At 66.8% G+C, this 20,270-nt stretch carries 13 protein-coding genes; 6 read left to right on the top strand and 7 right to left on the bottom strand.

Features of this window, described 5'->3' with window-relative positions:
• Nucleotides 1-27: 27 nt before the first annotated feature.
• Nucleotides 28-1,635, bottom strand: coding sequence for a cytochrome c oxidase subunit I (gene ctaD, locus EL288_RS00815; RefSeq protein WP_003815745.1), 1,608 nt, complete (start codon nt 1,633-1,635; stop codon nt 28-30).
• 110 nt (nt 1,636-1,745) lie between these two features.
• Nucleotides 1,746-2,903, bottom strand: a complete 1,158-nt coding sequence (gene coxB, locus EL288_RS00810; RefSeq protein ID WP_003815748.1) for a cytochrome c oxidase subunit II — start codon at nt 2,901-2,903, stop codon at nt 1,746-1,748.
• Nucleotides 2,904-3,171: 268 nt separating this feature from the next.
• Here coxB and EL288_RS00805 point away from each other — a divergent pair, with 268 nt between their 5' ends.
• Nucleotides 3,172-4,005, top strand: coding sequence for an NUDIX hydrolase (locus EL288_RS00805; RefSeq protein WP_003815750.1), 834 nt, complete (start codon nt 3,172-3,174; stop codon nt 4,003-4,005).
• Between the two features lie 103 nt (nt 4,006-4,108).
• Here EL288_RS00805 and EL288_RS00800 read toward each other — a convergent pair whose 3' ends face one another.
• Nucleotides 4,109-6,652 (bottom strand): cation:proton antiporter, encoded by a 2,544-nt coding sequence (locus tag EL288_RS00800; RefSeq protein WP_003815752.1) that lies wholly within the window; start codon nt 6,650-6,652, stop codon nt 4,109-4,111.
• A 177-nt stretch (nt 6,653-6,829) separates the two neighbouring features.
• On the opposite strand from EL288_RS00800, the gene EL288_RS00795 reads away from it, so the two are divergent.
• Entirely contained in the window at nt 6,830-7,642 is an 813-nt protein-coding gene (locus EL288_RS00795) for a phosphodiesterase (RefSeq protein ID WP_003815754.1), read from the top strand.
• Nucleotides 7,643-8,034: 392 nt separating this feature from the next.
• Here the strand turns inward: EL288_RS00795 and rpoH are convergent, their stop codons facing one another.
• The 4 genes from rpoH to EL288_RS00775 form a co-directional block, all read right to left on the bottom strand.
• Nucleotides 8,035-8,958: an RNA polymerase sigma factor RpoH gene (gene rpoH / locus EL288_RS00790; RefSeq protein ID WP_003815756.1), complete on the bottom strand. Its 924-nt coding sequence runs from the start codon at nt 8,956-8,958 to the stop codon at nt 8,035-8,037.
• 107 nt (nt 8,959-9,065) lie between these two features.
• A complete protein-coding gene (locus tag EL288_RS00785; protein WP_010927218.1) occupies nt 9,066-9,755 on the bottom strand; it encodes a hypothetical protein in 690 nt (229 codons plus the stop codon).
• 60 nt (nt 9,756-9,815) lie between these two features.
• A complete protein-coding gene (gene fghA, locus EL288_RS00780) occupies nt 9,816-10,664 on the bottom strand; it encodes an S-formylglutathione hydrolase (protein ID WP_003815759.1) in 849 nt (282 codons plus the stop codon).
• Nucleotide 10,665: 1 nt separating this feature from the next.
• Nucleotides 10,666-11,772 (bottom strand): S-(hydroxymethyl)glutathione dehydrogenase/class III alcohol dehydrogenase, encoded by a 1,107-nt coding sequence (locus tag EL288_RS00775; RefSeq protein WP_003815761.1) that lies wholly within the window; start codon nt 11,770-11,772, stop codon nt 10,666-10,668.
• Nucleotides 11,773-11,955: 183 nt separating this feature from the next.
• On the opposite strand from EL288_RS00775, the gene EL288_RS00770 reads away from it, so the two are divergent.
• The 4 genes from EL288_RS00770 to EL288_RS00755 all read left to right on the top strand — a co-directional run bounded on the left by EL288_RS00770 (nt 11,956) and on the right by EL288_RS00755 (nt 20,209).
• Nucleotides 11,956-12,720, top strand: coding sequence for a hypothetical protein (locus tag EL288_RS00770; RefSeq protein ID WP_003815763.1), 765 nt, complete (start codon nt 11,956-11,958; stop codon nt 12,718-12,720).
• A gap of 344 nt (nt 12,721-13,064) precedes the next feature.
• A complete protein-coding gene (locus EL288_RS00765; protein ID WP_003815765.1) occupies nt 13,065-17,804 on the top strand; it encodes a glutamate synthase-related protein in 4,740 nt (1,579 codons plus the stop codon).
• Between the two features lie 8 nt (nt 17,805-17,812).
• Nucleotides 17,813-19,279 carry a glutamate synthase subunit beta gene (locus EL288_RS00760; RefSeq protein ID WP_033448901.1) on the top strand — a complete coding sequence of 489 codons (1,467 nt, stop codon included), beginning with the start codon at nt 17,813-17,815 and terminating at the stop codon, nt 19,277-19,279.
• A 291-nt stretch (nt 19,280-19,570) separates the two neighbouring features.
• Nucleotides 19,571-20,209 (top strand): OmpW/AlkL family protein, encoded by a 639-nt coding sequence (locus EL288_RS00755; protein ID WP_003815769.1) that lies wholly within the window; start codon nt 19,571-19,573, stop codon nt 20,207-20,209.
• Nucleotides 20,210-20,270 lie beyond the last annotated feature (61 nt).

The raw sequence follows: 20,270 nt of genomic DNA, 5'->3' as shown, positions 1-20,270 counted from the left end.
CCTTGCTACGTAGGGGGTGCGATGACCTTACTTTACTTCGGGCGGGGTTTCAAAGGTATGGAACGGCGCCGGCGACGGCACGGTCCACTCCAGGCCTTCGGCGCCTTCCCAGGGCTTGGCCGAGGCCACTTCGCCCTTGCCGCGGTAGCAGCGCAGCACGGCCCACAGGAAGATCAGCTGCGACAGGCCGAACCAGAACGCGCCGATCGTGGCCAGCTGGTGGAAGGTGGTGAACTGCGCGGCGTAGTCGGCGTAGCGGCGCGGCATGCCGGCCAGGCCCAGGAAGTGCATCGGGAAGAAGGTGATGTTGAACGAAATCATCGACGACCAGAAATGCAGCTTGCCCAGCTTCTCGCTGTACATGCGGCCGGTCCACTTGGGCAGCCAGTAGTACGTGCCGGCGAACAGCGCGAACAGCGAGCCCGCCACCAGCACGTAGTGGAAGTGCGCCACCACGTAGTAGGTGTCGTGCACCTGGATGTCGATCGGCGCGACCGACAGGATCAGGCCGGTGAAGCCGCCGATGGTGAACACGAAGATGAAGCCCACCGAGAACAGCATCGGCGTCTCGAAGGTCATCGAGCCGCGCCACATGGTGGCCACCCAGTTGAACACCTTCACCCCGGTCGGGATCGAGATCAGCATGGTGGCGTACATGAAGTACAGCTGCCCGGTCACCGGCATGCCCGTGGTGAACATGTGGTGCGCCCAGACGATGAACGCCAGGATGGCGATGGCGGCGGTGGCGTACACCATCGACGCATAGCCGAACAGCTGCTTGCGGGCAAAGGCCGGCACGATGGCCGACACGATGCCGAACGCCGGCAGGATCATGATGTAGACCTCGGGGTGCCCGAAGAACCAGAACACGTGCTGGTACAGCACCGGGTCGCCGCCGGCGGCCGCGTTGAAGAAGCCGGTGCCGAAGTGGCGGTCGGTCAGCACCATGGTGATGGCAGCGGCCAGCACCGGCAGCACCGCGATCAGCAGGAACGCGGTGATCAGCCAGGTCCAGCAGAACAGCGGCATCTTCATCAGCGTCATGCCGGGCGCGCGCATGTTCAGCACCGTGACGATGATGTTGATCGCGCCCATGATGGACGAGGCGCCCATGATGTGCAGCGCGAAGATGGCCAGGTCCATGCCGGGGCCCATCTGGGCCGACAGCGGCGCATACAGCGTCCAGCCGGCGGCGGTGGCGCCGCCGGGCACGAAGAACGACACCGTCAGCATGATGCCGGCGACCGGCAGCAGCCAGAAGCTGAAGTTGTTCATGCGGGCGAACGCCATGTCGGAGGCGCCGATCTGCAGCGGGATCATCCAGTTGGCGAAGCCCACGAACGCCGGCATGACGGCGCCGAACACCATGATCAGGCCGTGCATGGTGGTGAACTGGTTGAACAGTTCGGGGCGGAAGAACTGCAGACCGGGCTCGAACAGCTCGGTGCGCAGCAACAGGGCCAGCACGCCGCCTTCCATCAGCATGAAGAACGAGAAGATGAGGTACATCGTCCCGATATCTTTGTGGTTGGTAGCGAAAAGCCAGCGGCGCCAGCCGCTCGGCATGGCGTGGTGGTGGTCATCGTGACCGTGGCCGTGGCCCGGCGACACGTGGTCTACAGTGACGCTGCTCATGATGGACTCCTTCCTGCTGATTGCCGGCCTCGGTCCAGGAGGCCGGCAGGGATCTCGATCGAACGTAACGGTGGAAACTGCCAACTACAGGAACAGCAGCGGGGCGCGCTTCAGCGCGCCGCCACCACGTCCTTGGGTTGGACCACCGGGTCCTGGCCCTTGCCTGCATTGCTCCAGGCATTGCGCGTGTAGGTGATGACCGCCGCGACTTCGACATCGTTGAGCTGGCCGCCGAACGCCGCCATGGCGGTGCCGGGCTTGCCCTTGAGCACGGTATTGATCTGCGCGGCCTTGGGGCCCAGCACGACGGGATCGCCGTCAAGCGGAGGGAACGAGCCCGGAATGCCCTTGCCGTTGGCCTGGTGACAGGCCACGCAATTGGCGGCAAACACCTTCTCGCCGCGCGCAACCAGTTCGGCCTGCGTCCATTCCTTGTTGGGATCGTCCGCCGAAGCCGCCATCTTCTTTTTCTGATCGGCGACCCACTTGTCGTACTCGGGCTGCGCCAGCACTTCCACCACGATGGGCATGAAGGCGTGGTCCTTGCCGCACAGTTCGGCGCACTGGCCACGATAGATGCCGGGCTTCTCGGCGCGGAACCAGGCATCGCGCAGGAAGCCGGGGATCGCGTCCTGCTTGACGCCGAAGTCCGGAACCATCCAGGAGTGGATGACGTCGCCGGCGGTCAGCACCACGCGCACCTTCTTGTCGACCGGAACCACCATGTGGTTGTCGACTTCCATCAGGTAGAACTGGCCCTTGGGCTCGCGGTTCTCGATCTGCGCGCGCGGCGTGGACAGGGTGGAGAGGAACTTGATGCCGGCGGCTTCGCCGTCAAGGTACTCGTAGCCCCACTTCCATTGGTAGCCCGTGACCTTGACGGTCACGTCGGCGCTGGAAGTGTCCTTCATGGCGACCACGGTCTTGGTGGCCGGCAGCGCCATGGCGATGACGATGAGGAAAGGAATGACCGTCCACGCGACTTCCACGCCCAGGTGCTCGTGGAAAGTGGCGGCCTTGTGCCCGCGCGACTTCCGGTGCGCCCAGATCGAATAGAACATCACGCCGAACACGCCGATGAAGATCACGATACAGATCGCGAGCATCATCCAATGCAGCCACACGACGTCTCGCGAGATCTGCGTGACGCCTTCGTGCAGGTTTAGCTGATTGACCCTTGGGCCCCCGGGCATGTCTTGCACTTGCGCCGCGGCCGCGCTGCCAATCAGCAGCGCACAAGCGCCCAGTATCCCTCTCCACTTCTTCATGCTTACCTCGAAACACGGCACGATGCCCGTTCCTTGATACGCCGTACAGGCCGTCCTAAAGGCGGGCAAACGCGCGATTTATTAGACGGTAGGGCAAGGCAGGGTAGAAGCAGCCCCGTCGATCCCACTCGAATTCACAAAGAAACCGCGGAATTATAGCGGACGCGCAAACGAATGTAATTTTGCTCACTTGAATTCGTTCCGCAGCGCCCCCATCTGTGCGCCCGCCATCGGGTCCCCGGCGCGCGGCTGAACTAAAATCCATCGCATGCCAGACACTCACTATGCAAGCCAGCAGCGGCTCACGAGGCTGTATGCCGAGCTCGGCCAACGCGCCCAAGCCCTGCCGCCCGACCAGGCCCGGCCGCTCTACATTGCCGGCCATTGTTGCGGCTGGGTCACGCATGCCGCGTGCGACGCCCTGCGCGCCAGCGGCCTGGCCGACCTGCAGCCCGACGCCGACGGCCTGCGCATCGGCGCCGATCTCGCGCCTGGCCCGACGCTGGACGCCTTGCTGGCCCAGGTTGCGCAATCTTTACGCGATGCCCGTTGCCTGCGTGGGTGGCGCGACGAATTGCTGGACGTCTGCGCCGGCGATCTGCGCCTGGGCGCCATCGAGCGCGCCGCGGTGCGGCCGCTGGGGCTCAATACCCGCGCCGTGCACCTGAACGCCTGGACGCCGCAAGGCGAACTGTGGATCGCCCGCCGCGCGATGACGAAGTCCACCGATCCGGGCATGTGGGACACCCTGGTGGGCGGCCTGGCCGGCAGCGGCGAAAACCTGGAAACCGCGCTGGTGCGCGAATGCGGCGAAGAAGCCGGCCTGGATCCGCACCAGCTGGAACAACGCACCCCGCTGCGCACCATCCTGCGCATGCACCGGCGACTGCCCGAGGGCTACCAGGTCGAAGACCTGCTGACCAGCACGTGCGTATTGCCGGCCGACGCACGGCCGGCCAACCGCGACGGCGAAGTCATGGAAATCGCCACCATCAGCGTCGACCACGCCGTACGCCGCATCGAAGCCGGCGAATTCACCCTGGAAGCCGCGCTGGTCATCGTCGAGGACATCATGCAACGCAGAGCCGAAGGCACAACCTGACCCCCGGGTGCCTGTCCCCGCAGGGGGACTGGCACCCGCCGACTTCCCGGTGCCTGTCCCCGCGGGGACAGGCACACTGCCGTACGCCATGCCACTCGGCCGCCTACGCCGGCGCCGAATCCTCCGAGGCCGTGCTGGCGGCGGCCGCCGCCGCGGCTTGCGAGTATTGCTTCCACACCTCGATGGCGCGCATGCGCTGCTTGGCAACGGTCTGGATGCGCTCGCGCAGGTGCTCGTCGCGCGCCAGCAGGGCATGGAAATCGCGCGCCGACAGCATCAGCAGCTTGCTGTAGCCCAGCGACGTGACATCGGGCACCAGTTGCTCCTCGCCCAGCAGGGCGAGCTCGCCGAAGAACTCCCCGCTGCCCAGTTCGATGGTGGTGTGGTCGGGCAGATGCACCACCACGGCCCCGGACGCCACGATGCACATCTCCTGGCCATGGCGGCCCTCGGTCAATATATGCTGGTCGGGCAGGGCCAGGCGCGGCTTGAGCAGGCGGCAGATCGCGCGCAGCGAATCCTGGCTCAGGCCCTCGAACAGCGGCACGCGCTTGACCAGTTCGGCCGAGCCCAGCTCGATGTCCAGTGGCGGATGCTTGTCGATGTGCTGCCAGCGGGCTTTCAACTGCGCCATCAAGTCGGCATAGACTTCGCCGCTGATGAGGAACTGTTCCAGCATGTCGCGATAGCGCCGGCGCTCCAGCTCGCGCGCCACCCGGCCCAGGTGGCTTTCCTGCAGCCAGAGCGAATACGACGGGTACTGCAGCGTCAGCGCCTGCAGCGCGTTCTCGATCAGGTCCAGGCGGCGCTGGTGCGCGGCGATGATGCGGTCTGCGGCCTCTTCGCCCAGCAGGGGGGCCACCTGTTCGCGCGCGAACTTCATCAGGTCCCGCGCCACCGACCGCTTGGTCAGCAGGCTGGCGAAACGCTTGCCCAGCTCGCGCGCCAGCCAACCCTGGAAGCCGAACATGTAGTGCGTCCGCAAGGCCATGCGGAACAGCCGCGAATAGCGCACGTCGGCAACGATGCCCGCCTCGAAGCCGGCCAGCCCGCCGGCGCGCACCGCGTCTTCCAGGCGCTCGGCGCGCGCCAGCAGGCCTTCGGCCAGGCGCCAGTCGACGATCTGCGCCTTCAGGATATCGAAGAACATTTCCTCTTCGCGCCGGGCCACGATGGACAGGCCGACCGCCACCCGCTGGTCCAGCGTCATCTGGCCGACCTGCCCGTCGTGCACGCTGGTCAGGCTGGCATCGAACACCGCCCGGATGCGGTCGCGCGCCTCGGGATTGACATGGTCGACCTTGGCGATCTCCTCGGTGCGGCCCTGCAGGTCCTCCAGCGCGGCCACCAATACCTGGTTGCGGATGGTGCGCTCCACCGGGGACAACTGGTTCAGGCCCAGCATGCGGATCAGCGGACGCAGGCTCACGCCGTTGATCATCAGGGTCATCAGCACGAAACCGGTGGTCGCCACGGCCACGAACTGGCGCGCCTGCTCGGGCACCGAACTCTGCTCGGTCACCGCCAGGGCCAGCGCCAGCGACACGGCGCCGCGCAGGCCGCCCCACCACATGACGCTCTTGTACGGGTTGCTGACCTCGGCGCCGATGCGCGCCACCCGCAGCAGCGGCAGCAGGCCGAACACCACGATGGCGCGCGCGGCCAGGGTGGCGGCGAACACCACCAGCACCAGCAGCAGCTCCTGCCAGTCCGCCTCGGCCATCAGCTTGGGAATCAGCATGGCCGCGAACAGGAAGATCAGCGAATTGGCCCAGAAGCCGAACTGCCCCCAGGCGCTGGACAGGAACTCGAACGTGGTGGGCGACATGCGCGTGCGCCCGGTCGAACCCACCACCAGTCCCGCGATCACGGTGGCCACCACCCCGGACACGCCCAGGTAATGCTCGGAAATGAAGAACGACAGATAAGCCAGCGTCAGCGTCAGGGTGATTTCGGCGGTCGGAAAGCCGCGCAGCCAGGCAAACAGCGCGCATGCCAGGCGCCCCATCAGGAAACCGGCCAACCCGCCGCCCACGAAATGGAAAATGAAATCGTTGAAGACCGCGCCCACCGACAGCTCGCCGCTGCCGCCCAGCGCCGCCAGCAGCACTGAATACAAGGCGATCGAGGCCGCGTCGTTGAACAGGCTCTCGCCCTCGACCAGCGTGGTCAGCCGCTTGGGCGCGCCCACTTCGCGGAAGATGCCCACCACCGCGGCCGGGTCGGTCGTGGCCACGATGGCGCCCAGCAGAAGGCAGACGATCAGGCCATACGACGAAACGGCGTCGACCGCGAAACCCACCACCAGGGTGCACACCACGACCGCCACGATGGCCATCATCAGGATTGGACCGATATCGTCGATCAGCCGGCGCACGTTCATCGACAACGCGGTCTCGAACAGCAGCACCGGCAGGAACACCATCAGGAAGGTTTCGGATGAAATCTCGAAATGCTCGATGGTGTCGAGCAGGTCGCCCAGCACGGGCGGGGCCCAGCCGTGCAAATGCACGCCGATGCCCAGCAGGCAGCCGACCAGCGCCAGCAGCACCGAATAGGGCAGCTTGAGGCGGCCGGCAAGCGGCGGCATGAAACAGACCAGCGTCAGCAGCCCAGCCAGTCCAAACACGAGAAAACCGATATCCATGGGCGCGACTTCTTGTCCTGGCTGCCTTATAAAGAGCAACAAGAATAGCGTTTTTTTCCGGAAAACCGACGCTGGCCGGCGGCCGGGCGCACACTTGGTTACGCGGCCGGCATGGCGCGCCCGGCCTGTGCCGGGAAATTTCGGTATGGTGAAAACCCCGTTTGCCCTGGAGCCATCTTGTCCGATTCCGCCGCCCCCGTTCGCGCCGACGCGCCCGCCGTGCTGGTGCAATTGACCGACATGCACCTGTTCGACGAACCGCATACGGCGATGCTGGGCGTGGATACCGAAGCCAGCCTGCAGGCCGTGCTGCGGCAAGTCGGCGAGGATGGCTTGAACCCCGACGCGCTGCTGCTCACCGGCGACCTGTCGCAGGACGGTTCGCCGGCCTCGTACCAGCGCCTGCACGCCCTGCTGGCGCAGACCGGCTTGCCGGTGCGCTGCCTGCCCGGCAACCATGACGCGCCTGCCACGCTGCGGGCGGAACTGGGCGCGTGGAGCGACCCGGTGCTCGACCTGGGCGCCTGGCGCATCGTGCTGCTGGATTCGACGGTGCCCGGCTCCAACGGCGGGCATCTCGCAGACGATCAGCTCGACTTGCTCAGCCGCGCCGCCCGCCTCGCCGGCGACCGCCCGCTGCTGGTGGCCGTGCACCACAACCCGGTGCAAGGCGACCCCGACTGGCACGACACCATGATGCTGGACAACGCGCAATTGCTCTTCCAGCGCCTGCAGCGCCTGCCGCAGGCGCGCGTGCTGCTGTGGGGGCACGTGCACCAGGAATTCGACTGCCGCCGCCACAACCTGCGCATGCTGGCCACGCCGTCGACCTGTTTCCAGTTCGTCGTGCGCGACGGCAAGCATTGCGTGGACGACGCCGCGCCGGGCTATCGCTGGCTGAAGTTGTATGCGGATGGATCGCTGGCGACCGGCGTGCGGCGCCTGGACGGCGACCGGTGGCGCGCCTTGCTGCGCCAGAACGCCGGTTGAACCGGGCCGCCGCGGGCGGCTTGCGCAACGAGCAGGCAAAAAAATGGGGCACCGATATGCTAGGTGCCCCGCAAGCATCCGTCTCATAGGGGAGGGGAAAGAGGAGAAGCCGAGACGGATGACAAGACTGCAACCGTTGGCATGGCCAAGTTCGCGGTCTACGTATGTTTAGGCGCACGAGCGGCGATTTAGTTTCCAGCGTGCCAGGGTGGCGGACAAGTATTTTGTATCTGAACGTATCAAAAATGCGGGGTTCCCCGTCGGGGCCCGCATGTCATGGCGTAGCAGGGTGTGCCTGTCCCAGCGGGGACAGGCACACCCTGCCGCAAGGGCCCCAAAAAAACAGACCGCCGTAGCGGTCTGTCTTGCATGCGCGGGCGCCGCGTACGGCGTCAGGCGGGGGTCAGCGCACCGCGCATTTTCTTCAGCGCCGCTGCTTCGATCTGGCGCACCCGCTCGGCCGATACGCCGAACTCCTGGGCCAGTTCGTGCAGGGTCAGGCCGCCGTCGTCCTGCAGCCAGCGGGCCTCGATGATGCGGCGCGAACGCGCGTCCAGCGCTTCGAGCGCCCGGCCCAGGCCGGCGCCCTGCAGGTCGTCGTGCGCCATGCGGTCCAGCACGCGGCTCGGCTCTTGCCGGCCCTCATCGGACAGATAGGCGATCGGCGCGAAACTGTCGTCATCGTCGTCCTGGCTTTCCAGCGACAGGTCGCGCCCGGACAGGCGCACTTCCATCTCGCTGACGTCCTCGCGGCGCACATTGAGCTCGCGCGCGATGTGGTCGACCTGCTCGGGATCCAGCGTCTGGCCGTCGGGGCGCATGCTGCGCAGGTTGAAGAACAGCTTGCGCTGCGCCTTGGTGGTGGCCACCTTGACCAGCCGCCAGTTGCGGATGATGAATTCGTGGATTTCGGCCTTGATCCAGTGCACGGCGAACGACACCAGCCGCACCCCGCGCTCGGGGTCGAAGCGCTTGACGGCCTTCATCAGGCCGACATTGCCTTCCTGGATCAGGTCGGCGTGCGGCAGGCCGTAACCCAGGTACTGGCGCGCCACCGACACCACCAGACGCAGGTGCGACACGACCAGTTCGCGCGCGGCCTCGAGGTCGCCTTCGTCGCGCAGGCGGCGCGCGAGCTGGCCTTCCTGTTCGGCGGTCAGGATGGGCAGGCGGTTGACGGCGGAAATGTAGGCATCGATGGTGCCAAGCGCACCCGGGTTGGCCACCGCCAACGCCAGGGCGTTGCCGGAAAGGGCCAACGAACTACTGGGTTGAGTCATGTTTGCGGCCTCCAGGGGAAGGTTGTCTACAGGCATGGAACGATGTTAGCACTCCACGCAATCGAGTGCTAATACGACTGCTGCGCCGCGCCAAAGTTCCGGAATTTCCCAGTACGCAGGATATTTTTCTATGCGTCCCTTATTTACCAGCCCAATTGCTTCAGGCGCTCGGCCGTGGCCGCGTCCGCCGGCCGGATGAACAGCGCGCCGCGCGGGTCCAGGTACACCTGGTAGCGCGCGCCGTCGAACATGGGCATATATGCTGCGCTGCCAAACTGGACATCCACGAACGGCAGCCAGTTGGGCACCAGCCGCTTGACCTGGGCCAGGTCCGGCGCCGGCCAGTCGTCCAGGGCATGCACCGAGCGGGGCGCCGAGCGTTCGCGCGCCGTGTCCTGGTAGCGCCCCGACAGGCGCTCCAGCCGGTACAGCGGCGGGACGCCCGCCAGCAGCGCCGGCAGCCGCCAGCGCACCACCTTGGCATCGATCTGCCATTGGTCGCCGTACAGGGTGTAGTCGCGCATCCGCTGGTCGGGGGTGCGCGTGGCCAGCTGGAACTGGCCATCGCCCTGCTGGCGCACCATGACCTCGGCCACCGGCTTGTCGTCGGTCAGGCGGACAAACTGCACCAGCGACAGGGCCAGCAGGCCCGAAACGCCGGCCAGGGCCAGCAGCAGCAGGCCGAACAGCCGGCGCACCGGCCGCAGCCGGAACACGCGGCGGCCGGCCTCGTCGCGCGGGCCGCCGCGTCCGAACAACATGGCCAGGCCCGGCAGCAGCACGATCAGCGCCGCCAGGCCGATCCAGGCAAAAGGAGCAAGAGCGTCGATCACTGGGGTCCTTGCGCGGGCATCCGGGCCGCCCAGTATATAAAGCGGCCCGGGCCCGGCCTGTTACCCCAGCCGCTCGACGTGAAACCGGATGTGATCCTCGATGAAGGTCGAAATGAAGTAATAGCCGTGGTCGTAGCCCTCGTGCCGGCGCAGCGTCAGCGGCTGGCCGGCGTGGCGGCACGCCGCCTCGAACAGCTCGGGACGCAGCTGCTCGACCAGGAAACCATCGGCCAGGCCCTGGTCGACCAGGATGCCTTCCGGATAGGGCTGGCGCAGCGTGCGCATCAATGCGCTGGCGTCATAGGCCTCCCAGGCCTGGCGGTCGGGGCCCAGGTAGCGTTCGAAGGCCTTGTGGCCCCACGGCACCTGGGCAGGCGCGACGACCGGCGCGAAGGCCGAGACCGAGCGGAACTTGTCCGGATTGCGCAGGGCCAGCACCAGGGCGCCATGGCCGCCCATGGAGTGGCCGAAGATGCCCACCCGTCCCGCGTCGCCCGGCAGCTCGCCGGTGACGATGCCATGCAGCTCGTCGACCACGTAGCTGTACATCCGGTAGTGGCTGCGCCACGGCTCGGCGGTGGCATCGAGGTAGAACCCCGCGCCGACGCCGAAGTCCCAGTGCTCGTCCTCGCCCGGGAAGCCGGCGCCGCGCGGGCTGGTGTCCGGCGCCACCAGCATCACGCCGTGCTGGGCGGCCAGGCGCTGCGCGCCGGCCTTGATCATGAAGGTTTCCTCGGTGCAGGTCAGCCCGGCCAGGTAGAACAGCACCGGCACCGGGCCGCGCGCGGCCTGGGGCGGCACGAAGACCGAAAAGCGCATGGGCAGGCCGATCTCCTTCGAGGCATGGCGATAGTAGCGTTGCCAGCCATCGAAGCAGCGATGCTGCGATACGAGTTCCAGGACCGCCATGTCAGTACACCACGACGGAGCGGATGGACTCGCCGCGCTTCATCAGGTCGAAGCCTTCGTTGATGCGGTCCAGGGGCAGGGTGTGCGTGATCAGGTCATCGATGTTGATCTTGCCTTCCATGTACCAGTCGACGATCTTGGGCACGTCGGTGCGGCCGCGCGCGCCGCCGAACGCCGAGCCTTTCCACTCGCGGCCGGTCACCAGCTGGAACGGACGGGTGCTGATTTCCGCCCCGGCCTCGGCCACGCCGATGATGACGGACTGGCCCCAGCCCTTGTGGCAGCACTCCAGCGCCTGGCGCATGACCTTGGTGTTGCCGATGCACTCGAACGAATAGTCCGCGCCGCCGTCGGTCATCTGGATGATGTGGTCGACCACGTTCTCGACTTCGCTCGGGTTGACGAAATGGGTCATGCCGAACTTGCGCGCCATGGCTTCGCGCGCCGGATTGAGGTCCACGCCGATGATCTTGTCGGCGCCCACCATCTTCGCGCCCTGGATGACGTTCAGGCCGATGCCGCCCAGCCCGAACACCACCACATTGGCGCCGGCCTCCACCTTTGCGGTGAACACCACGGCGCCGATACCGGTGGTGACGCCGCAGCCGATATAGCAGATCTTGTCGAACGGAGCGTCGGGGCGCACCTTGGCCAGCGCGATCTCGGGCACCACGATGTGGTTGGCGAAGGTGGACGTGCCCATGTAATGGAACAGGGGCTTGCCGTCGATCGAGAAGCGCGAGGTGCCGTCCGGCATCAGGCCCTTGCCCTGGGTGGTGCGGATGGCCTGGCACAGGTTGGTCTTGCGCGACAGGCAGAATTTGCACTGGCGGCACTCGGGCGTGTAGAGCGGAATGACATGGTCGCCTTTTTTCAGCGTGGTCACGCCCGGCCCCACGTCCATGACCACGCCCGCGCCCTCGTGGCCCAGGATCGCCGGGAAAATTCCCTCCGGATCAGCACCTGACAAAGTGTAATAATCGGTGTGACAGATGCCGGTGGCCTTTATCTCCACCAGGACCTCTCCGGCCTTGGGGCCCTCGAGGTCGACGTCTTCGACCGTCAACGGGGCACCAGCTTTCCAGGCGATAGCGGCTTTCGTCTTCATATATTGCTCCTGATGTCCTAGGGAAACCTGCGGGTATTGATCCTTGACTTCGGATGTTAACCTGCGTGAATCTAGCCTGATCTGTCCACTGGCTTCCCATACAGGCTTGACCGAAGGCGATAGCGGCACTATTTATATAACCGTGGCACTCCATCCAACCCGTTAGCGCGAAGCCCCCAGCTTATGGCCCGTCTGCCCCGCTTGTACGCCCCCGGGCTGCCCCAATTGGTGCAGGCCAATTTCGTCCAGCCGCTGGCGCCGCCCTCGCAGCCGGCGCCGCAAGACATCCTCAACCAGCTGGGAAGCTGGCTGGGCGAGTCGGCCCAGCGCCATCGGGTCGGCGTGCACGCATGGGTGCTGGCCAATGACCGGATCCTGCTGCTGGCCACGCCGGCCGACGAGGAAGGCCTGCCGCGCCTGATGCAGACGCTGGGCCGCAATCTGGCCGCGCGCCTGCGCGGCGGCCGGGTGTTTGCCGGCCGCTACCGCTCCGCGCTGCTCGAGCCGGGCGCCTGGGTGCTGCCATCGCAAGTCTGGCTGGAAACCTACCCGGTGCGCAGCGGCGCCGCCACGGAGCCGGACGGCTGGCCCTGGTCGTCGGCCGGCAGCCACACCGGCAACACCGGCGCGCCCCCGGCGCAATGGCAATCGGATCACGCCGATTACTGGGCCTGCGGCAATACGCCGTTCGACCGCCAGGCCAATTACCGCCGCCTGCTGCACGACGGCCTGTCGCGCGAACAGACGCAACGCATCGAGCAGGCGGTATCGGGCCAATGGGCGCTGGGCAGCCCGGCATTCATCGCCAGCCTGGCCCACACCGCCAGCCGCCGCGTGGCCCCCGGCCAGCGCGGCCGGCCTCGCAAAAAGCCCGCGCCGGCCGCGGCCGACACCCCCGATACCCCCGGTACGGTCCACACACCGACCACGCCGAATACCTCGAACTGAAGCGCCGCCTCGGTTGGGGCGTTGCATGCTGCCCACCCGGCCCCTGTGCCGCGTGGGCATTTTGCTGCGCCCGCCGGGCCGGCTCCGTGGCGCAGAAACAATAGGGGACGCATAAAGGCTGAACGGCCGCAACCGGGAGGCAAGGCCGCGCTTTCCTGGGCATCCGGGCCGGCCGGCGCCGCGATCGGCCATTGCAATTATATGTCCCCAATAATTCCATCTATGAGAAACAATGTATTAAATTAGGGTCATACCCCATATTTTTGGCTTGCATGCGCACATCCTGCGCAGTATTGTCCCTTTGCACTGCAACATTCTCGACGCAGGCAACTGCGGAGCGCGTTATGCCCTATACCAAGTCTTCCGATTCCTGTCGCCCGGTCGCGGCGACCCCCATCGACGCAAGCCGTATCGGCCTGCCCGCCCCCCAGGGCCTGTATCACCCGCACAACGAGCACGACGCCTGTGGCGTCGGCTTCGTGGCCCATATCAAGGGCCGCAAGAGCCACTCCATCATCCAGCAAGGCCTGAAGATCCTGGAAAACCTGGATCACCGCGGCGCCGTGGGCGCCGACAAGCTGATGGGCGACGGCGCCGGCATCCTGATCCAGATTCCCGACGCGCTGTACCGCGACGAACTGGCCCAGCAAGGCATCGTCCTGCCGCCGCCGGGCGAATACGGCGTGGCAATGGTGTTCCTGCCCAAGGAAACCGCCTCGCGCCTGGCCTGTGAACAGGAGCTGGAGCGCTCGGTCCGCGCCGAAGGCCAGATCGTGCTGGGCTGGCGCGACGTACCGGTGGACGTCGAAATGCCGATGTCGCCCGCGGTGCGCGGCCTCGAACCGGTCATCCGCCAGCTGTTCATCGGCCGCGGCGCCGACGTGATGGTGCCCGACGCGCTGGAACGCAAGCTGTACGTGATCCGCAAGACCGCCAGCCACGCCATCCAGAACATGCGCCTGGCGCACGGCAAGGAATACTTCGTGCCCTCGGCCTCGGTGCGCACCGTGGTCTACAAGGGCCTGCTGCTGGCCGACCAGGTCGGCCGCTACTATCGCGACCTGGCCGATCCGCGCACGGTGTCGGCGCTGGCGCTGGTGCACCAGCGCTTCTCGACCAACACGTTCCCCGCCTGGCCGCTGGCCCACCCGTACCGCATGATCGCCCACAACGGCGAAATCAACACGGTCAAGGGCAACTTCAACTGGCTGCGGGCCCGCGAGGGCATGATGCAGTCCGCGGTGCTGGGCGACGACCTGAAGAAGCTGTACCCCATCGTCTACGAAGGCCAGTCCGATACCGCCACGTTCGACAACTGCCTCGAACTGCTGGTGAACTCCGGCTATTCCCTGGCGCACGCCATGATGATGATGATCCCGGAAGCCTGGGAGCAGCACACGCAGATGGACGAAAGCCGGCGCGCCTTCTACGAGTACCACGCCGCCATGATGGAGCCCTGGGACGGGCCGGCCGCGGTCGCCTTCACCGACGGCCGCCAGATCGGCGCCACGCTGGACCGCAACGGCCTGCGTCCGGCGCGCTACCTGATCACCGACGACGACATGGTCATCATGGCGTCCGAGGCGGGCACGCTGTCGATCCCGGAAAACCGCATCGTCAAGAAATGGCGCCTGCAACCGGGCAAGATGTTCCTGATCGACCTGGAGCAGGGCCGCATCATCGACGACGGCGAGATCAAGCTGCAGCTGGCCAACAGCCGCCCGTACCGCCAATGGATAGAACGCCTGCAGGTCAAGCTGGAATCGCTGCCCGCGCCCAGGACCGCTTCGCCGGCCACCCAGACGGCCGTGCCGCTGCTCGACCGCCAGCAGGCGTTCGGCTGGACCCAGGAGGATTTCAAGTTCATCCTCGAACCCATGGCCGCCAGCGGCGAGGAAGTGATCGGCTCGATGGGCAACGATGCCCCGCTGGCCGTGCTGTCGAACCGCTCCAAGCCGTTCTACAACTACTTCCGCCAACTGTTCGCGCAAGTGACCAACCCGCCGATCGACCCGATCCGCGAGCAGATGGTCATGTCGCTGGTCTCGTTCATCGGCCCCAAGCCCAACCTGCTCGACATCAACAACGTCAACCCGCCGCTGCGCCTGGAAGTGACGCAGCCCGTGCTGGATTTCGCCGCCATGGCGCAGATCCGCGACATCGACCAGGTCACCGGCAAGAAATTCCGCAGCTATGAGCTGGACATCACCTATCCGGCCGCCTGGGGCTCGGAAGGCATCGAGGCGCGCGTGGCGGCGCTGTGCGCGCGCGCCGTCGACGCGGTGCAAAGCGGCTACAACATCCTGATCGTGTCCGACCGCCTGGTCGACGCCGACCGCGTGGCCATCCCGGCGCTGCTGGCGACCTCGGCGGTGCACCAGCACCTGATCCGCGCCGGCCTGCGCACCAACGCCGGCCTGGTGGTGGAGACCGGCTCGGCGCGCGAAGTTCACCATTTCGCGCTGCTGGGCGGGTACGGCGCCGAAGCCATCCACCCGTACCTGGCGCTGGAGTCGCTGGGCCACCTGGCCGACCCCGACAAGGCGATCAAGAACTACATCAAGGCCATCGGCAAGGGCCTGAACAAGGTGATGTCCAAGATGGGCATCTCCACCTACATGTCGTACTGCGGCGCGCAGATCTTCGAAGCGGTGGGCCTGCAGCGCGCGCTGGTGGACAAGTACTTCACCGGCACCGCCTCCAACATCGAAGGCATCGGCATCTTCCAGGTGGCCGAGGAAGCGCTGCGCATGCATCACGCCGCGTTCGGCAACGACCCGGTGCTGGCCAACGATCTGGATGCGGGCGGCGAGTACGCCTTCCGCATCCGCGGCGAAGAGCACATGTGGACGCCCGACTCCATCGCCAAGCTGCAGCACGCGTCGCGCTCGAACAACTACCGCACCTACAAGGAATACGCGCAGATCATCAACGACCAGAGCCGTCGCCACATGACGCTGCGCGGCCTGTTCGAATTCCGTTTCGACCCAACCCGCGCCATCCCGCTGGACGACGTCGAGCCGGCCAAGGAAATCGTGCGCCGCTTTGCCACCGGCGCGATGTCGCTGGGCTCGATCTCGACCGAGGCCCACTCGGTGCTGGCCGTGGCCATGAACCGCATCGGCGGCAAGTCCAACACCGGCGAGGGCGGCGAGGACGAACTGCGCTACCGCGCCGAGATGCGCTCGGGCGGCAGCGCCATCAAGGACGGCGACACGCTCGCCTCGGTGCTGGGCAACGACCGCGTCGAGGCCGACGTGGCCCTGCGCGCCGGCGACTCGCTGCGTTCGCGCATCAAGCAGGTGGCCTCGGGCCGCTTCGGCGTCAGCGCCGAGTACCTGTCCAGCGCCGACCAGATCCAGATCAAGATGGCCCAGGGCGCCAAGCCCGGCGAAGGCGGCCAGCTGCCGGGCCACAAGGTCTCCGAGTACATCGCCAAGCTGCGCTACTCGGTGCCCGGCGTGGGCCTGATCTCGCCGCCGCCGCACCACGATATCTACTCGATCGAGGACCTGGCCCAGCTCATCCACGACCTGAAGAACGTCAATGCCCGGGCCTCGGTCTCGGTCAAGCTGGTCTCGGAAGTGGGCGTGGGCACGGTGGCCGCCGGCGTGGCCAAGGCCAAGGCCGACCACGTCGTCATCGCCGGCCATGACGGCGGCACCGGCGCCTCGCCGGTCTCGTCCATCAAGCACGCCGGCACGCCCTGGGAGCTGGGCCTGGCCGAAACGCAGCAGACGCTGGTGCTCAACCGCCTGCGGTCGCGCATCCGCGTGCAGGCCGACGGCCAGATGAAGACCGGCCGCGACGTGATCATCGGCGCGCTGCTGGGCGCCGACGAATTCGGCTTCGCGACCGCCCCGCTGGTGGTCGAAGGCTGCATCATGATGCGCAAGTGCCACCTGAACACCTGCCCGGTGGGCGTGGCCACGCAGGATCCGGAACTGCGCAAGAAGTTCCAGGGCAAGCCCGAGCACGTGGTGAACTACTTCTTCTTCGTCGCCGAGGAAGTGCGCGAAATCATGGCCCAGCTGGGCATCCGCAGGTTCGACGACCTGATCGGCCGCACCGACCTGCTGGACATGCGCGCCAGCGTCGAGCACTGGAAAGCGCAAGGCCTGGATTTCTCGCGCGTGTTCCATCGGATCGTCTCGGACGCCGACGTGCGCCAGACCGAAGAGCAGGACCACGGCCTGGCGGGCGCGCTGGACCACCAGCTGATCGAGCGCAGCAAGCCCGCGCTCGAGCGCGGCGAGAAAGTCTCGTTCATCGTGCCGGTGCGCAACCGCAACCGCACCATCGGCGCCATGCTGTCCGGCGCGGTGGCCGCGCGCTACGGTCACGACGGCCTGCCCGACGACACCATCCACATCCAGTGCAACGGCACCGCCGGCCAGAGCTTCGGCGCGTTCCTGGCGCACGGCATCACGATGGACCTGGTGGGCGAAGCCAACGACTACGTGGGCAAGGGCCTGTCGGGCGGCCGCATCGTAGTGCGCTCGCCCAACGACTTCCGCGGCTTCGGCCCGGACCACATCATCGCCGGCAACACCGTGTTGTACGGCGCGCTGTCGGGCGAAGCCTTCTTCAACGGCGTGGCCGGCGAGCGCTTCGCGGTGCGCAATTCGGGCGCGGCCACGGTGGTCGAAGGCACCGGCGACCACGGCTGCGAATACATGACGGGCGGCACCGTCGTGGTGCTGGGCACCACCGGCCGCAACTTCGCCGCCGGCATGTCGGGCGGCGTGGCGTATGTCTGGGATCCGGACCGTACCTTCCGCGAGCGCTGCAACAGCGCCATGGTCGAACTCGAGCCGGTGCTGCCGCACGCCGAGCAGCAATCGGCCAACGAGATCGAATCGTGGCACAGCGCGCAGCGCGGCGGCGAGCGCAGTACCGACGAAACCATTCTGCGCCGCCTGGTCGAAGACCACTTCCGCTATACGGGCAGCTTCCGCGCCCGCGAGATCCTGGGCGACTGGGAAGCGTCGCGCGGCAAGTTCGTCAAGGTCATGCCGACGGAGTATCGCCGCGCATTGGGTGAATTGTGGCGTGCAGCCAACCCGCAACAAATGGCTGCGTGAGGATTAGCATGGGAAAGATCACTGGCTTTATGGAATTCCAGCGCCTGCAGGAGGCCGCCGAGGCCCCGCAGAAGCGCCTCAAGCACTGGCGCGAGTTCGTCCTGCACCTGAACGACGAACAGGCCAAGCAACAGGCGGCGCGCTGCATGGACTGCGGCATCCCGTTCTGCAGCAACGGCTGTCCGGTCAACAACATCATCCCCGACTGGAACGACCTGGTCTACCGGCAGGACTGGCGCCGCGCGCTGGACGTCCTGCACTCGACCAACAACTTCCCCGAATTCACCGGCCGCATCTGCCCCGCGCCGTGCGAGGCCGCCTGTACGCTGAACATCAACAGCGACGCCGTCGGCATCAAGTCGATCGAGCACGCCATCATCGACAAGGGCTGGGCCGAGGGCTGGGTGACGCCGCAGGTACCGGTGCGCAAGACCGGCAAGAAGGTTGCCGTGGTGGGCTCGGGCCCCGCCGGGCTGGCCTGCTCGCAGCAGCTGGCGCGCGCCGGCCATTCGGTCACCCTGTTCGAGAAAAGCGATCGCATCGGCGGGCTGCTGCGTTACGGCATTCCCGACTTCAAGCTGGAGAAGTCGCAGATCGACCGCCGCATCGCGCAGATGGAAGCCGAGGGCGTGGAATTCGCTCCCTCGACCTACATCGGCAACCCGGATGACGCCGCCGCCGATGGGCTGACGGTGCGTACGCCGCAGTCGCTGCTGGCGGACTTCGACGCCGTCGTCATGACCGGCGGCTCGGAAACCCCGCGCGACCTGCCGGTGCCGGGCCGCGAGCTGTCCGGCGTGTACTACGCCATGGACTTCCTGCGCCAGCAGAACAAGGCCGTCGCCGGCGATCGCCTGAGCGGCCAGACGCTGGCCAAGGACAAGCACGTGGTCGTGATCGGCGGCGGCGACACCGGGTCGGACTGCGTCGGAACCAGCAACCGCCACGGCGCGGCCTCGGTCACGCAATTCGAACTGCTGCCCCAGCCGCCCGAATGCGAGGACAAGCCCATGGTCTGGCCGTACTGGCCGCTCAAGCTGCGCACCTCGTCCTCGCACGATGAAGGCTGCGAGCGCGACTGGTCGGTGGCCACCAAGGCGTTGGCCGGCAGCGACGGCCAGGTCGAGAAGCTGGTCGGCGTGCGCGTCGAGTGGTTCAAGGACGAAGCCACCGGCCAGATGAAGATGCGCGAGGTCGAAGACTCGGAATTCGAAATCCCGGCCGACCTCGTCCTGCTGGCCATGGGCTTTGTCTCGCCGGTGGCCACGGTGCTCGACGCGTTCGGCGTGGACCGCGACGCGCGTGGCAACGTGCGCGCCAACACCGACGATTACCGAACCAATGTCGACAAGGTGTTCGCCGCCGGCGACATGCGGCGCGGCCAGTCGCTGGTCGTCTGGGCCATACGCGAAGGGCGCCAGTGCGCGCGCTCGGTCGACGAGTACCTGATGGGCGCATCCGAGCTGCCGCGTTGAACGGGAGCCTGTCCCGGCGTGGTGCCTGTCCCGCGTGGGAGCGGCACCTGCGGCAAGAGTGCCTGTCCCCGCGGGGACGGATACCGTCTTAGTACGTACGGCAGTGTGCCTGTCCCAGCGGGGACAGGCACACGCGCAGACGCCGGTCACCATGCGCGGACAGGTAGTCCGATCCCTTGACGTACCGCAAACAACCCGTGCGCGCGGTCCGGCCCGCTTGACCTGGGTCAAGCTGCCGGCGCGGCCGAACTGTCACGATTTCCACACACTCAACGCAGATGGAGATCGTGCATGTACACGCTTTACCGGCAGGGCCGCGCCACCCTTGGCGCCGCGCTGCTCGCCGCCGGCCTGCTGGCCGCGCCGGCCCGGGCCCACGAGGCCGGCGACTGGCTGCTCAAGGTCGGCGCCTCGCAGGTCCGCCCCAAATCGAACAACGGCAGCGTCCTGAACGGGTCGGTGGACCTCGACGCCAACAATAGTGTCCGGCCGTCGTTCACCGTCACCTACATGGCCACCCGCAACATCGGCATCGAACTGCTGGCGGCCTGGCCTTTCGAACACGATATCCGCGGCAGCGGCCTGGGCCGCATCGCCAGCACCAAGCAACTGCCGCCCACGCTCAGCGTGCAATGGCACTTCCTGCCGGACAGCACGGTGCAGCCGTATGTCGGCGTCGGCCTGAACTACACCACCTTCTTCGACACCAAGACCCACGGCGCGCTGGAGGGCTCGGACCTCAGGCTGGGCGATTCCTGGGGCCTGGCGGGACAGCTGGGGGTGGACGTCAAGCTGAACGAGCGCTGGTTCCTCAACGCGGACCTGCGCTACATCGACATTTCGTCCAAGGTCAAACTGGACGGCCAGCGCATCGGCACCGCCCGCATCGATCCGTGGGTCGCCACCGTGGCGGTGGGCTACCGCTTCTGAGGCGCCCGCCCCCCGGGCCGGCAGGGGCGCAAGGCATAATGCGGGATTCACGCGACCATGA

Source organism: Bordetella bronchiseptica (genome assembly GCF_900636925.1).
In the GTDB taxonomy this organism is placed as follows: domain Bacteria; phylum Pseudomonadota; class Gammaproteobacteria; order Burkholderiales; family Burkholderiaceae_B; genus Bordetella; species Bordetella pertussis.
The sequence above is the reverse complement of the archived record's forward strand: the minus strand, read 5'-3'. Positions and strand labels throughout refer to the sequence as shown.